Origin of the sequence: Embleya sp. NPDC020886 (assembly GCF_044333915.1) — a bacterium.
Lineage (GTDB): Bacteria > Actinomycetota > Actinomycetes > Streptomycetales > Streptomycetaceae > Embleya.
In genome coordinates this window covers 27,675-41,483 of record NZ_JBIRRX010000017.1, presented here as the reverse complement: position 1 = coordinate 41,483, position 13,809 = coordinate 27,675, and the positions used below count along the sequence as shown (strand labels likewise).

Annotated in this window: 10 protein-coding genes; 2 read left to right on the top strand and 8 right to left on the bottom strand. The window is 71.5% G+C overall.

Features of this window, described 5'->3' with window-relative positions; translation table 11 throughout:
- Window positions 1–13: 13 nt before the first annotated feature.
- A complete protein-coding gene (locus ACH4U8_RS38510; protein WP_395782809.1) occupies window positions 14–1,651 on the bottom strand; it encodes an ABC-F family ATP-binding cassette domain-containing protein in 1,638 nt (545 codons plus the stop codon).
- 85 nt (window positions 1,652–1,736) lie between these two features.
- On the opposite strand from ACH4U8_RS38510, the gene ACH4U8_RS38505 reads away from it, so the two are divergent.
- Together ACH4U8_RS38505 and ACH4U8_RS38500 are read left to right on the top strand one after the other, a co-directional pair.
- Window positions 1,737–2,483: a PIG-L deacetylase family protein gene (locus ACH4U8_RS38505; protein WP_395782808.1), complete on the top strand. Its 747-nt coding sequence runs from the start codon at window positions 1,737–1,739 to the stop codon at window positions 2,481–2,483.
- A 34-nt stretch (window positions 2,484–2,517) separates the two neighbouring features.
- The gene (locus ACH4U8_RS38500; protein ID WP_395782807.1) at window positions 2,518–3,189 is read left to right on the top strand and encodes a hypothetical protein; all 672 of its coding nucleotides are present in this window, start codon (window positions 2,518–2,520) and stop codon (window positions 3,187–3,189) included.
- Between the two features lie 24 nt (window positions 3,190–3,213).
- Here the strand turns inward: ACH4U8_RS38500 and ACH4U8_RS38495 are convergent, their stop codons facing one another.
- From ACH4U8_RS38495 to ACH4U8_RS38465, 7 genes are all read right to left on the bottom strand, one after another.
- Window positions 3,214–5,406: a hypothetical protein gene (locus tag ACH4U8_RS38495; RefSeq protein WP_395782806.1), complete on the bottom strand. Its 2,193-nt coding sequence runs from the start codon at window positions 5,404–5,406 to the stop codon at window positions 3,214–3,216.
- Window positions 5,407–5,528: 122 nt separating this feature from the next.
- The gene (locus tag ACH4U8_RS38490; protein ID WP_395782805.1) at window positions 5,529–6,707 is read right to left on the bottom strand and encodes a DegT/DnrJ/EryC1/StrS family aminotransferase; all 1,179 of its coding nucleotides are present in this window, start codon (window positions 6,705–6,707) and stop codon (window positions 5,529–5,531) included.
- Window positions 6,698–8,188, bottom strand: a complete 1,491-nt coding sequence (locus ACH4U8_RS38485; protein WP_395782804.1) for a hypothetical protein — start codon at window positions 8,186–8,188, stop codon at window positions 6,698–6,700. The genes ACH4U8_RS38490 and ACH4U8_RS38485 overlap by 10 nt, the downstream gene beginning before the upstream one ends.
- A 92-nt stretch (window positions 8,189–8,280) precedes the next feature.
- Window positions 8,281–9,366 (bottom strand): GNAT family N-acetyltransferase, encoded by a 1,086-nt coding sequence (locus ACH4U8_RS38480; protein ID WP_360309647.1) that lies wholly within the window; start codon window positions 9,364–9,366, stop codon window positions 8,281–8,283.
- On the bottom strand, window positions 9,363–10,466 hold the full coding sequence (locus ACH4U8_RS38475) for a glycosyltransferase (protein WP_395782803.1): 1,104 nt from the start codon (window positions 10,464–10,466) through the stop codon (window positions 9,363–9,365). Before ACH4U8_RS38475 ends, ACH4U8_RS38480 begins: the two co-directional genes overlap by 4 nt.
- Complete coding sequence (locus tag ACH4U8_RS38470; RefSeq protein ID WP_395782802.1) at window positions 10,466–12,388, bottom strand: AAA family ATPase; 1,923 nt, start codon at window positions 12,386–12,388, stop codon at window positions 10,466–10,468. The genes ACH4U8_RS38475 and ACH4U8_RS38470 overlap by 1 nt, the downstream gene beginning before the upstream one ends.
- Window positions 12,389–12,535: 147 nt before the next feature.
- Window positions 12,536–13,732 (bottom strand): glycosyltransferase, encoded by a 1,197-nt coding sequence (locus ACH4U8_RS38465; protein WP_360309641.1) that lies wholly within the window; start codon window positions 13,730–13,732, stop codon window positions 12,536–12,538.
- Between the last annotated feature and the right edge of the window lie 77 nt (window positions 13,733–13,809).

Sequence of the window (13,809 nt, the reverse complement as noted above, 5' to 3'; positions counted from 1 at the left end):
TTCTAACGACGGATCAGACCTCGGTGACCCGGCCGTCCGCGACTCGGATGCGCCGGGTGGTGCGCACCGCCTCCAGCATCCGCCGGTCGTGGGTGACCAGCAGCAACGTGCCCTCGTAGGACTCCAGCGCGGATTCCAACTGCTCGATCGCGGGCAGATCCAGGTGGTTCGTCGGCTCGTCCAGCACCAACAGGTTGACTCCCTCGGCCTGGAGCAGCGCCAGCGCCGCCCGGGTGCGCTCACCCGGGGACAGCGTCGCCGCCGGACGCAGCACATGCGCCGCCTTGAGCCCGAACTTGGCCAGCAGCGTGCGCACATCGGCCGGCGCCAGGTCCGGGACCACCGCGCAGAACGCCTCCAGCAGCGGCCGGTCGCCCAGGAACAGCCCACGCGCCTGGTCCACCTCGCCGACCACGACACCCGGACCCAGCGCACTGCGACCGGCCGTCAACTCGGCCCGCCCGAGCAACGCCGCCAGCAGGGTGGACTTGCCCGCGCCGTTCGCGCCGGTGATCGCGACCCGATCGGCCCAGTCGATCTGCAACGTCACCGGGCCCAGCGTGAAGCCGCCGCGCTCGACCACCGCACCGCCGAGGGTGGCCACCACGGCGCCCGCCCGAGGAGCGGCGGCGATCTCCATCCGCAGCTCCCACTCCTTGCGCGGCTCCTCGACCACCTCCAGGCGCTCGATCATGCGCTCGGTCTGGCGCGCCTTGGACGCCTGCTTCTCGCTCGCCTCGGATCGGGTCTTGCGGCTGATCTTGTCGTTGTCGGTGGACTTGCGGCGGGCGTTGCGGGTGCCCTTGTCCATCCACCCGCGCTGCATCCGGGCACGGGCCTCCAGGTCGCCGCGCTTGTCGGCGTACTCGTCGAACTCCTCGCGCGCATGCCGGCGGGCCACCTCGCGCTCGGTCAGATACGCGTCGTAGCCGCCGCCGTAACTGCGGATCTGCTGCTGGACCAGATCCAGCTCGACCACCCGGTCCACCGTGCGAGCCAGGAACTCGCGGTCGTGACTGATCACCACGGTGCCCGCCCGCAACCCGGTGACGAACTTCTCCAACCGGTCCAGACCGTCCAGGTCCAGGTCGTTGGTCGGCTCGTCGAGCAGGAACACGTCGTACCGGCTCAGCAGCAGCGACATCAGCCCCGCGCGCGCGGCCTGACCACCCGACAACGCGGTCATCTCGCGATCCAGGTCCACCGCCAGACCCAGATCGGCGGCGACCTCCTCGGCCCGCTCCTCCAGATCCGCGCCGCCCAGGTCCAGCCAGCGATCCAACGCGACGCTGTACTCGTCGTCGGCGCCCGCGCGGCCCTCGACCAGGCCCTCGGTCGCCGAGTCGAGCGCGACCTGCGCGGCGGCGACGCCGGTACGCCGGGCCAGGAACGCCCGGACCGTCTCGCCCGGCCGGCGCTCCGGCTCCTGCGGCAGATGGCCCACCGACGCGGTCGGCGGGCTGGCCTGGATCGACCCCGCCTCCGGTTCGGCCAGGCCGGCGAGCAACCTCAACAGGGTGGACTTGCCCGCGCCGTTCACCCCGACCAGGCCCACCACATCGCCCGGGGCGATCACCAGGTCCAATCCGGAGAACAGGACACGGTCTCCGTGTCCGGCGGCAAGGTCTTTGACGACGATCGTGGCGCTCATGAGGATACGAATCCTATCGGCCGCTGCGAGGATGACGACGTCCGCGTAGCACCGGCCCGTGCGGCCACTTGGGAAGGACCATGCGATGACCACCGAGCCCCGGCCCGAACCGTACGAGCCGCTGCCCGAGGACTGGGAGCGCGCCGTCGCCATCGTCGCGCACCCGGACGACCTCGAATACGGCGCCGCAGCCGCGATCGCCCGGTGGACCCGGCAGGGCAAGAAGATCACCTACGTCATGGTCACCAGCGGCGAAGCCGGCATCGACGGACTCGATCCGGACGAGTGTCGCCCGCTGCGCGAGGCCGAACAGATCGAGTCGGCCCGGATCGTGGGGGTGGACACGGTCGAGTTCCTCGGCTACCCGGACGGCGTGCTGGAGTACGGCCTGCCGCTGCGCCGCGACCTGTCCCGGGTGGTCCGCCGGCACCGGCCCGAGATCGTGATCACCGGGAACTTCCGGGACACCTGGGGCGGCGTCATGCTCAACCAGGCCGACCACATCGCGGTCGGCCGCGCGGTCGTGGACGCGGTGCGCGACGCGGGCAACCGCTGGGTCTTCCGCGACCTGCTCGCCGAGGGGCACGAGCCGTGGGGCGGGGTGCGCGCGGTGTGGGCGGGCGGCTCGCCGCAGTCCGGGCACGCGGTGGACACCACCGAGGACTTCGCCCTCGGCGTCGCCTCGCTGGAGGCGCACGCGGCCTACCTGGCCGGGCTGGGCCAGGGGCAGATGGCGGACGCGGGGGAGTTCCTGGAGGGCATGGGCCGGGCGGCCGGCGCGCGTCTGGGCACCCGATTCGCAGCCGCATTCGAAGTCTTTCCGATGGCATGACGATCCCCTGACCAACGCTCAGTACGCTGCGCGAATGAGCCGTAGGCAGCATCCACGTGGCCGGGTCCTCGCCGTATGCGCGGCGGGGGCACTGGCCGTCACCGGAATCGGCGCGTGCAGCAGCGACGGCGACGACATCCTGTCCGGGGCCTCGAAGCGGTTGAACATCGAGAAGTTCCGGCAGGCGGTCCGGCCGATCGGCGCGGGCGGCCCGCAATGCCCGCTGCCGTTCGACGTCGCCGCGGCCACCGCCGCGATCCACCTCGACGGGGTGGTCACCCCGGGCGATCCGGCCGCGGACGGCAGCCAGGGCTGGTCCGACGACGAGGCGAAGGCGCGCGACCCGTACTCGGACCTGACCGCGATGCAGCGATCCAACGGCGTCGAGGCCACCTGTCGATACAAGATCGGCACCGTCGAGATCCACGTGGACACCTGGGCCGCACGGCGCGGTCCCGCGATCAACGCGGCGCTGCCACTGATCCAACGCGATGCCGGCGTGAGCGTGGACACACTCGGCGACTTCGCCACCCGGATGACCCGGATCGCGCCGCAACAGGTGGTCCCGGTCGGCGAGGGCAAGGTCGCGGCCGTCCGGCTGAACGTGGACGGCCCCGGCGAGGCGGTGTTGTTCGTCTCCGCCGAGACGCTGCCGCCCGATCGCATCGCCACGCTCGCGAGCACGTTCGCCAGGCAACTCGACTGAGCCGCGCCCGGGTTCGGCCCCGGCTCAGCCCGACCGCGAGCGCGTCGCGTTCAGCACCTCCACCGCCCCCGCCGCGTCGCCGATCGTCGCGTAGTCGACCGCGACGAAGTTCACCGGCCGCCCGCGCCGCGCCTCGCACGCGTGGGCCCGGTCGAGCACGTACTGCCGCGCGTTCACCCGCCCCGCGTCCAACCGGCTGCCGCCGCGGTTGGTGATGAAGTGGTTCAGCAGGAACAGTCGCTTGTCGGTGCCGCCGCGGTTGGGCTCGCAGGACATCTCGGCGGGGGAGGCGAACGCGAACGGTGTCTCCATGCCGTACTCGTAGAAATTGCGGTACCACGGCGCGGGACCGCTGCCGCGCTCGGCGAACACCACCAGGCGTTTGTCCGCGCGGACCAGATCGCCCAGTCGGGGCCACCTCGCCGCCGGATCCGGGGACGGCGTGTACAACAGCCGCTCCACGCCCGCCTCGCGGAACGCCTGCTCGGTCTGCTCGCCGGTGATGTCGTTCTGCAGGATCAGCGTCACCACCTCCCCGGGATTCCCGTCCAACCAGGCGCCGATCCGCTGCAGCGTGGGCGCCAACGGGACCGCCCCCGCGCGGCACAGCGCATGGCACAACCACAGGCCCGGGCGTGGCGGATTGGCCAGGTCGATCAGGCGCAGGATCTCGGCCTGCATGTCCGGCGCGAAGCTGGACAGGCTCAGTCGCGGCTGGACCTGATCCGGCAGCTCCCAGGTATAGGTGTCCAGTTGCAGCCCGCGCGCCCCCGCGTTGAGCTGCGCGATCGGGTCCGGGTCCTGGAGCGGGCCGATGAACCGGTCGGTGGTACTGGCCATCGCGTTGTGCGTGGTCAGGTAGGCCACCTCGTCGTAACGGCGCTCGCACAGCTCGATCGAGCCCAGACAGTGCGGCTCCTCGGTCCTGCCCGCCGCGACCGGGACCACCGTCGCGCCCAGGACCACGGTGGCGACCGCGAACACGCCCACCGTCGCGGCGATCGCGATCCGGTGCCGGGGCGGCAGGTTCAGCGCGCGGCGCGCGGCCGTCCGCCGCCAGCTCCACGCGCCCGCGACCAGGACCAGACCCAGGACCAGCGGGACCAGTGCGGCGAACAGGCCGACGCCGGTCAGCGACGAGATCGCGGCCTGCTGGACATCGCCCACCAGCGTGTTGACCGAGTGCGGCCAACTCGACGTGGGCTTGGCCGACACGTCGGGCAGTTCCGAGCGCACGAGCAGGACCAGCGCCCCGGCGAACACCCCGCCGACCGCGAGCGCCCACGCGATCGCTGACACCCGGCGCGTCCAGGAGCGCGGCCCGGTGAACCACAGCAGCAGCACCGCGACGATGCCCAGCACGGTGGCCAGCGTCTGGACCGGACCCAGCGCGAGCCTGGTGAAACCGCGCGTGGTGGAGACGCTGCTCAGATCCAGGCCGGCGTGCTCCAGGTCGGGAAGCATGTCCCACTGTCCGTCGTCGGTACGCGCGGCCAGATCCGAACCGGCCGACCCGGCGCTGCCGCCCAGTACATACGGCCCGACCACGGCCAGCGCGCCCGCGATGTCGCCGGTCGCCAGCGCGGCGGTGACCTGGTCGCGCACCTGCGCCTCGGCGTCCGAGGGCACGATCGCCACCAGCGCGTCGGTGGTCGCGGCGATGCTCGGCCCGTCCAACGCGAAGGACGGGAAGTCGGCCGGGCGGCGCCCGGCGGCCAGGTCGTCCAGGGCGGCGTCCAGGCCGGAGCGGAACGCGCCGAAGTCCGCCGACGGCTTGCCCTGCACATTGGCGATCAGGTCACCGAGGTAGAGCTCGGCGAGATTGCCGACGTTGCCCAGCACCGGGCGCAGGTCCACGGTCAGCCGCAACACCGATTGTTCGCCGCGCAGATAGCCGATGGTGTTGGCGATCTGCCGGTCCACGATGCCGCGCAGGGTCGCGGGCGGCAGCACGCTCTTGAGGTTGGCGGTGATCACCGACGACGGCACCGGGATCCGGGCCAGCAGGTCCCGGGTGACCTGTGCGGCCGCCGGGTCGACCAGGACCTCGTCGTACATCCGGTTGTAGGCGCGCTCGTCGTCCAGGGCCGCCTGATAGAAGGCCCGGTTGAGCACGGTGCTGCGGGCGGTGCCGGCGGCCGTGAGCACGACCACCGCGAGCACGACCACGATGCTCGCGGCCACGCGCAGCACGATCAGCCACCGGCCTGCCACCATCTCCCGACCGTCGCCCCGCCCGTCTGGCCTCAAACGCCGGCCGGGCCGAATTCAGCCCGACCGCGAGCAGGTCGACCGGCCCGGCCGAACCGACCGCCATCGGCCCGGCCGGACCCTTCGGGCTAGCCCGCCGCCCGTACGCCGTCGGCGTGCTCGTGCACGCGGGTCACCGCGTCCGCGACCCGGCGCACCGTCGGCTCGTCCATGTGCGACCACAGCGGCAGCGTCAACACCCGGGACGACACGTCGTCGGTGATCGGCAGCGCCCGCGAAGGCAGATGCGCGTACGCCTTCTGTTGATTCACCGGCGGGTGGAAGTAGCGGCGCGAGTCGATCCCGTCCGCCTTCAACGCCCGGGCCAGCGTCGGCACGTCCAGGCCGAAGGCGTCCGGGTCGACGATCAGGGTCAGGTCCTTCCAGGTGGACACGTCGCCCTCGGCGAGCGCCGGCAGCCGCAACCCCGGCACGTCGCGCACCGCGTCCGCGAACACTCCCACCAGATGCGACCGGGTGGCCACCCGCTCCGGCAGGCCCCGCAGCGAGACCAGCGCGAGTGCCGCGTGCAACTCGGACATCCGCGCGTTCAGACCCGGGAACAGGCAGTCGTAGTCGCCCGGGTTGCCGTACCCGCGGCCCAGTCGGCACGCCTTGGCCAACTCCTCGTCCCGGGTGGCGATCAGCCCGCCCTCGCCCGCGATCACCACCTTCGTCGGGCTCAGCGAGAACACCTCCGCCGCGCCGAAGCCACCGATCGGCGTACCCGCTCGCCGGCTGCCCAGCGCGTGCGCCGCGTCGTAGACGATCGGCACGTTCGCGTCGGCCGCGACCTTCGCCAATTCCTCGACCCGACACGGCGTTCCGTACACGTGCGTGGCCATCAACGCGGACGCGCCCGACTCGGCCAACAGCGCCGCCGCGTCGGCCGGGTCCAGGGTCAGGCTGTCCGGGTCCACCTCGGCGAACACCGGAGTCGCCCCCGCCCAGTGCGCCGCGTGCGCGGTGGCCGAGAAGGTGAACCCCGGCATCGCCACCGACCCGTGAGCCCCCAGCGCCTGCAACGCGAGCATCAGCCCGCTGGTGCAGTTCGACACCGCCACCACGTACGGCACCTCCAACTGCGCCGCCGCGGCCTCCTCCAACTCGCGCACCGTGGACCCGTCGGTCAACTGACCACTGGTCAGGATCGTGTCCAGCCGTCGCGCCAACTCCTCCCGCTCGGGCACCTGCACGCGCGTCAGCGGCAGCCCCTCCGCGAACATCGCGTCCCCACCCAGAACCGCCGGCTTGCCGGTCACCGCCATGCCCCATCCCCCCTGGATTCACCGGGATACCCCGGACTGGTCGAACTCGTTTCCCCACCTGCGGCGTCGACCGCCGGGGCCGACTGCGGCCGCCCCGACGTCCGTCGTCGCCTGCGTTCCGAACTCCCGCCCTTGTCGGTCTCGGTGCGATCCGGCTTCGACACCGCGAGCAACACCAGCACGAACGGGAACACCTGGACCCGTTCGCGGGTGAGGATGCCGAAGTTGCGGATGTTCGCGAACGCGAGCGCGAACACCAGCGTGTAGACGATCACGAAGGCGACGTAGGGTCTTCGGATCAGCAGGCCCGGAATGCGTTTCAATCGGGGCAGCGCGACCACGAACAGGCCCATCAACACGACCCCTTCGAGCGACGCCACCAGCGCCTGGATGTTGTGCGCCTCGAACGGGAACGGCCGGAACAGCACGGTCACCAACGACTGCGGAAGCGCGGCGGGCGAAATGGACAGCGCCGCCGAATCGTCCACCGCCTGCGCCGAACCACCCTGCGCGGTCTGGGTCTGGGTCTTGGCGATCACCTGATTGGCCTGCGCGGCCCCGATGCCCGGCGTCCCGAAGAAGGTGCCCACCTGCTGGAGCGCGAGCACACAGCCCACCCCGAGCACCAGGATCCCGAAACCGGCCCGCAACGGCCCCAGCGCGGACGCCTGTTGCGGTCGATTGCGCAGCAGGTAGCCGACACACAGCCCGCACAGCAGCAACACCGTCACATGCGGGCGCACCATCGTGGTGCCCACCGCGCCCAGGATCAGGAACACGAACGCACCGCGCCGACGCACCAGGAGCAGCGCCACACCATAGGCGGCCAGGCCCAGCGTGAACATCATCCAGGTGTCCTTGCCGATCCCGGACGGCCAGAACAACAGGGACGGCAGGAAGAACAACAACTTGCCGTAGCGGCGCCGGTCACCGTCCGGATAGGCCACGTTGAACGCGCGCCAGAACAGATACAGGCCCCAGAACCCCAGCCACGAATAGACCAGGTAGCCGGCCAGCAACGACTGCCCGACGATCGCGTACACGATCCCGGTGACGATCATGATGAAGCCGGTGCCGATCACCTTGCGGCCGATGTCCACGGTGAAGTCGCCGTCCCGGAAGTGCGGCGCGATGGCCCGCCCGACCAGGTCGTAGGTGGCCGCGTCGGCGCGGCCCTCGTAGAGCACGAAGGACATCCAGTACCGGGCGAAGCACGCGAGCAACTTGGCCACCAGCGCGCCGATCACCAACCGCCGCACCCACGGTGGCTCGTCGCGGGAGAACCGGGACAACAGCGGCACGCTGATGGTCAGCAGCAGCGGGAAGACGATCAGCGCGCCCCACGTGTCGTACGGGCGATACTCCATCGCCCACGCGAACACCGAGCAATACAGACCGACCGCGGCGAGCGCGAGCAGGGAACCCCACGGCAGTCGCGACGGAGGCACCCACCGGGTGTACGGCGCAAGACGGGACGACAACGGAGCTCCTTGCGGGACGGCGTACCTGTGCGGCGTCGGGCGGGCGGCGAGGGGGCGGCTGTGGACCGGCCCGGGGGCTGCCCGCCGGATGGCTAGAAGACCTCCAAGTCCCCCAGGGAGAGCTGCCACGAGCGCAGGTCGTGGACGTCGATCGGATGCGGGTGCACGGTCCGCGCGACCAGCAGCATGCCGGTGCGCGGCGGTGTGGCGTAGCCCGCGTAGCGGGCCGCCCGCGCCGCCTCGGAGCCGCGCGCCAGATGGGTGGCGACGTGGTCGCAACCGGACATGGCCACCCCGGAGAACAACTTGCGCGCGGTGTCGCGGTCGCCGGGGCGCACCACCATCTGGGACAGCGTGAACTCGACCAGCGGACCGCGCAGTCGCGGCCGGCCGAACACCACGCCGGTCAATTCGCCGTTCTTGTACGAGGCGACCACCCGATAGTCCAGGCCCGGCGCGTCGCCGTAGCGCCAGCGCAGGAAATCGCCGGTGAGCGCGGTGCGCAGCTTGTCGTGCCCGATCGCCGCGTCACCCGCGTCCGCCTCCGCGACCAACTCGTCGAAGCCCACCGCGGCCTTGGGATCGGAGAAGAACTGACGAGCCGTCGGGAAGCGGCAACGTGCCGCCGGGTCCACCTCGTTCCAGGACTGCGAGGTACCGGACAGATCGCCGGTGGCACGCAACTCCTTGAGGCCGCGTGCGAACGCGATCGGCCGGATCGGGTGCAGCGACACCGGCACCTTGCCGACCTCCTGCCAACCCATCCGCAGATAGCCGGGCAGGCTGTTGCCGTTCGGGGTGTTGAACACCAGCGCGGTGTCCGCCTCGATCCGCGTCAGCAACTCGGTGGTCAACCGGCGGAACAGGCCGCGGCCCTGGACGTCCGGGTGGGTCGCGGTGTCCACCGCGCGCACCGCCCGGATCACCTCGCCGCCGAGCACGAACTCCCAACGCAGGAAAAGCCGTACCGCGACCACCCGGCCGGCCGCCTCGGCGACCAGGCCCGGACTGGCGCCGAACGGGTTGTCCCGGTGCTTCCAGCGGAAGAACTCCGAGGTGCGCTCACCGGTCGGGCCACCCGACAACGCGTCACCGAGCAGCGCCAACACCCGGGGCTCGTCGTGCTTGCCCAACTCGCGGACGGTGAACGGCGAACCGTCCCGCTCCGGTCCACTCACCGCGATCCCTCCAGCACCCTCGCGTACACGTCCTCGATCCGCCGCTGCGCGCCCGCGACATCGAACTCGTCGGAGCGCTTGGCCGCGGCCTCGCCGCACGCGCGCCGGCGCGCCGGATTGTCGGCGAACGCCGTCAACGCCCGGGCGAAAGCCGCCGGATCACCGGCCGGCACCACCGTGCCCTCGATACCGTCGGTGACGATCTCCGGCATCCCGCCCACCGCGGTCACCACCGACGGCAGGCCGACCGTCATCGCCTCCATCAGCGAGACGGGCAACCCCTCCTGCCGCGAACTCAGCGCGAACACGTCGAATCCGGGCAGGAGCATGGGCACGTCGCCGCGCGAGCCGGCGAAGACCACCGCTCCCTTGAGGTCGGGACGACTCGCCCGCTCGCGCAGTGTCGCCTCCAGCGGGCCGGAACCGATCAGCACCAGCACCGCGTCCGGATACCGGACCCGCAGCAGCGCGTGCGCGTCGAGCAGGCCCAACTGGTCCTTTTTCGGCGTGAAGTTGGCCACCGTGCCGACGGTGAACGCGTCCTGGTCCAGGTCCAGCGCCTGCCGGGCCCGCTCCCGCGCGCCCGGTCCGGCGAACGCCTCGCCCAGGTCCGGGCCGTGGTGGATCACCGTCGGCGTGGTCCCGCGCCGCAACCGGGTCGATCGGATGCTCTCGGCCACCGCGCCGGAGACCGCGATCACCCCGCTGTTGCGCCGGTAGGTCCAGGCGTTGGCGATCCGGGTCGGTCGCCGATAGCGCGGCCACATGTTGTGCTCGGTGTGCACGAGCGGCACGCCGCGCGAGAGCACCCGCGCGGCCACCGCCGGGACCGGCATGTGGGTATGGATCAGGCCGTAGTGGCGCGCTCGCAACAGGGCGCGCAACCGCAGCGGCCAGGTTCGGCCGCCACCCAGGCAGTGCACCGTGATGCCCAACTCCCGCAGGTTCGGCACCAGCGCGTCCTTCCACGGCAACACGTAGGCCACCTCGACCTCGTAGCGTTCGCCGTCCAGGTGTCGCGCGCAGTTGACCAGCAACTGCTCGGCGCCACCGCGCCCCAGACCCTTGGCGAGCCACAGGACGCGAACGCGGTCACCCATCAGCGATCCTCCGAGCCGAGTTCGACGGTGGACCACGTGTCGAAGTGCGGTCCGAGCTGCGCACCGTCACCGGCGCCGTTGTGCAACGCCCGCTCCGTCGCGGACTGCACCCGGAATCCGGGGTCCGCCGAGTCCGGCGTCGAGGCCACCGGTTCGGCGCGGTGCGTGCCCCGCCCGCTCGGGGTCGACTCCGGCTCACCGTCCGTGAGTTGGCCGCGCTTGGCCCAACTGGGCGCGGGTCGCTCGGCGTCCTCGTCCTCGACCGGGCTCGGGGCGGCCGAGCGGCCACGCAGCACCAGGCCCGCGGTCGAGCCGATCCGGCCCACCGCGCCCACGCGCGATCCGCGCTTGAGTCCGCCGCCCATCGAGCGCTGCGGGTCCACCCCGAGCAGCACCACCCCGGCGATCGGCACCCCGGTACGGGTCAACAGCTCGCCCACCCGCGAGGCCTGATCGGCCGTCAGGTTGCCGCTGCGGGCCACCACCAACATCGCGTCGGCGTGCTGCACCAGGTCGTTGGTGTCGTTCGCGTACAGCAGCGGCGCACTGTCCACCAGCACCACGTCCGCGTGATGCCGGGCGCGTTGCACCACCTCGCCGGCGCGCAGCAGCAGCGCGGCCGGGTAGGCGGCCGGCGCGCCGGCGGTGATCACCCGGACGTTGGGGATGTTCGTGCCGCGGATCACGTCCTGGAGGTCGATCTCCTGCTCGGCGAGCAGCACCTCGGACATGCCCTTGCCCGGCTTGGCGCCCAGGTACAGATGGGTGGCCGGAGTACGGAAGTCGCAGTCCAGCACCAGCACCGAGCGCCCCGCCTCGGCCAGCGCCGCGGCCAGGTTGGCCACCGTGCTGGTGCGCCCGTCGCCCGGCCTCGGCGACACCACCAGGATCACCGGCGCCGGGTCGCTGATCCGGCGGACCGGCATCGCGGTGGCCCTGGTCTGCCGCGGATCGGTGCCGCTGAGCCGATAGGCCAGCCCGGGCGGCCCGGACAACAACAGCGCCGAACGCAGCGTGCGATACGCCTCCGCGACCGGGCTCTCCGGCCGTCCGGCGACCAGCACCGCGTGGCCCGCGCGCTGGCGCCTGGTCGCCCTGGGTACCTCGGCGATCACCGGGAGGCCGAACGCGTCCTCCAACTGGATGCGCCCGCGCAGCCGGACGTCCATTCGGTCCACCATCAGCGCCGCGATCAACCCGAGCGCGAGCCCGAGCGCCGCCGCGAGGCCGATCCGCAGCGGACGCGAGGTCGGCGCCAGGATGCTCGTGGTGGAGTCCGGCGTGCTCTTGAGGCCGTCCATCACCTCGACCTTGGGGTCGTTCAGCGGGTTGATCAGCTCCTGCTGTTGGCCCACCAGCGTGGTGTACTGCCCGCGCTTGGCGTCGAACTCGGCCTGGAGCGTGGCCTTCTTGCCCACCGGTGCGTTGGTGGTGCTCTTCTCCAGACCGTCGATGTCGGTCTTGAGCTTGTCCAACTGGGCGGTCATGCTGTCCGCCTGACCCTGGCGGGTCTTGCGCTGCGAGTCGCCGAACGCGGCGACGGTCTCCTGCGCCCACGCGGTGGCCAGATCCTCGGCCGCCTTGCGACTGGGCGCCTTGGCCGCGATCTGCACCAGCCCCAGGTCCGGGTTCAACTGCGAGGTGACCTTGGCCGCCAGCACGGCCGGATCCGGGTTGTTCAGCCGCTTCGCCACCCGGCGGGCCACCTCACCGCCGTCCGTCATCAGTTGTACCGGAGCCAGATTGAACTCCTTCGCCGAGTTCGGCGCCGGCACCACGTTGACCGAGCTGGTCCACTGATTGCCCGTGCCCTTGGGGTCCGATGGCGTCAGGATCAACCCGGCGAGCAGTCCGATCGCCAAACACGCGAGTACCAGCGGCCAACGGCGCTGGAGAACGGAGAAGTAGCTAGAGGTTTCCACCGGTCCCCCTCCGGTTCGAGTTGCCGCCCTGCGAACGGACCGCGGGGCAGGCCAAACGTAGAGCACTCGCGGTGTCGATCGGTCCCGGGACTGTGCCGGAAGTGTGGAGATTCCGTCGAGATCCCGACGGGTGTGTTCGGGTGGCCGTCACCGCACCGGACCTGACGACACGTCACGGCCGGCTCTGGGGTCGATGGCCCGGGCATAGAACGCGACCATCCGGTCGCAAACGCTGTCGATCGTGTACTCCTCGCCGAAACGTCGATACGCCGCTTCCGTGCGCATCGCGGTCTTCTCCCGCTCCGTCAGGGCGGCAACCAGCGCCGTCGCCAGCGCCTCGGGCGAGTTCGGCGGCACCAACGCCGCACAGTCGCCCGCCCCGGTGATCTCGCGCACCGGGGGCAGGTCGCTGGTGACGATCGGCGTCCCCACCCCCATCGCCTCGATCAGCACGCTGCCCAACCCCTCCCAGCGCGAAGGCAGCACGAACACATCGGCCGCGCCCATCAGATCGGGCACGTCGTCACGGTGTCCCAAGAACCGTACGGGCTCCGCCGCGCCGGCGGAATCCCCGATTCCGCCTGTTTCGGCCGCCAATCGGCGCAGCGACTCGGTGCGGCTCCCGTCCGGTCCGGCCAGCAACAGGACCGCGTCCGGGACCTCGTGGCGCACCCGGGCGAACGCGGTGATCAGCACGTCCAGACCCTTTTGGTACTCCTGCCGGGCGGCCGTGACCAGGACCGGCACGTCCGGCCCCAGCCCCAGCGCGGCCCGGGTGGCGTCGCGGCGATCCCGGGCGGCGGCGAGCAGTTCGCGATCGCGTCCGCGCGGCACCACCTCGATCCGCGAGCGGCGCACCCCCAGTCGGCGGGACATCACACCGGCCACGTGCTCGGTCAACGCGTGGAAACGGCGCACGCCGCGCGCGCTGGCCGCGTCCAGGCCCTGGGCGGCCCGCAGTTTCCACGGCCGAATCCCGGGCTGGTCGCGCATCTCCGCACCGTAGGAGGTGTTCACCAGACTCGACACCACCGGAACGCCGGTCGCCAGTGCGGCGATTCGTCCGGCGATGTCCGCCTCGTACAGGGTCGTGTGCACCAGATCCGGACGGCGATCGCGGATCACCCGGGCCAGTCCGCGTGCCGAACCCGCCCGCGAACCGCGATGCACGCCGAACAACGACACCCCGGCCTCGGTCAACTCCGGTTGAAATCCGTCCAAATCCAAGAGATACGCGATGTCCAGCGTGATTCCCCTGCGGATCAACTGCGGGGCCATGGCCACCGCCGCCCGCTCGGCCCCACCGACTCGATCCACGCTGTCGATCACCTGGAGCACGTGCACTGCATCACCTCTGCCATCCCCGCCAATTTGCTCGGCAAGTCGCCGACACCAGGGCGCCCCCACCCCACACGGCTGAG

Coding starts and splice junctions, on each gene's coding strand:
- ACH4U8_RS38490 (WP_395782805.1), bottom strand. CDS start 6,707: ATGGCGGTGACCGGCAAGCCGGCGGTTCTGGGTGGGGACGCGATGTTC.
- ACH4U8_RS38500 (WP_395782807.1), top strand. CDS start 2,518: ATGAGCCGTAGGCAGCATCCACGTGGCCGGGTCCTCGCCGTATGCGCG.
- ACH4U8_RS38475 (WP_395782803.1), bottom strand. CDS start 10,466: ATGGGTGACCGCGTTCGCGTCCTGTGGCTCGCCAAGGGTCTGGGGCGC.
- ACH4U8_RS38505 (WP_395782808.1), top strand. CDS start 1,737: ATGACCACCGAGCCCCGGCCCGAACCGTACGAGCCGCTGCCCGAGGAC.
- ACH4U8_RS38510 (WP_395782809.1), bottom strand. CDS start 1,651: ATGAGCGCCACGATCGTCGTCAAAGACCTTGCCGCCGGACACGGAGAC.
- ACH4U8_RS38495 (WP_395782806.1), bottom strand. CDS start 5,406: ATGGTGGCAGGCCGGTGGCTGATCGTGCTGCGCGTGGCCGCGAGCATC.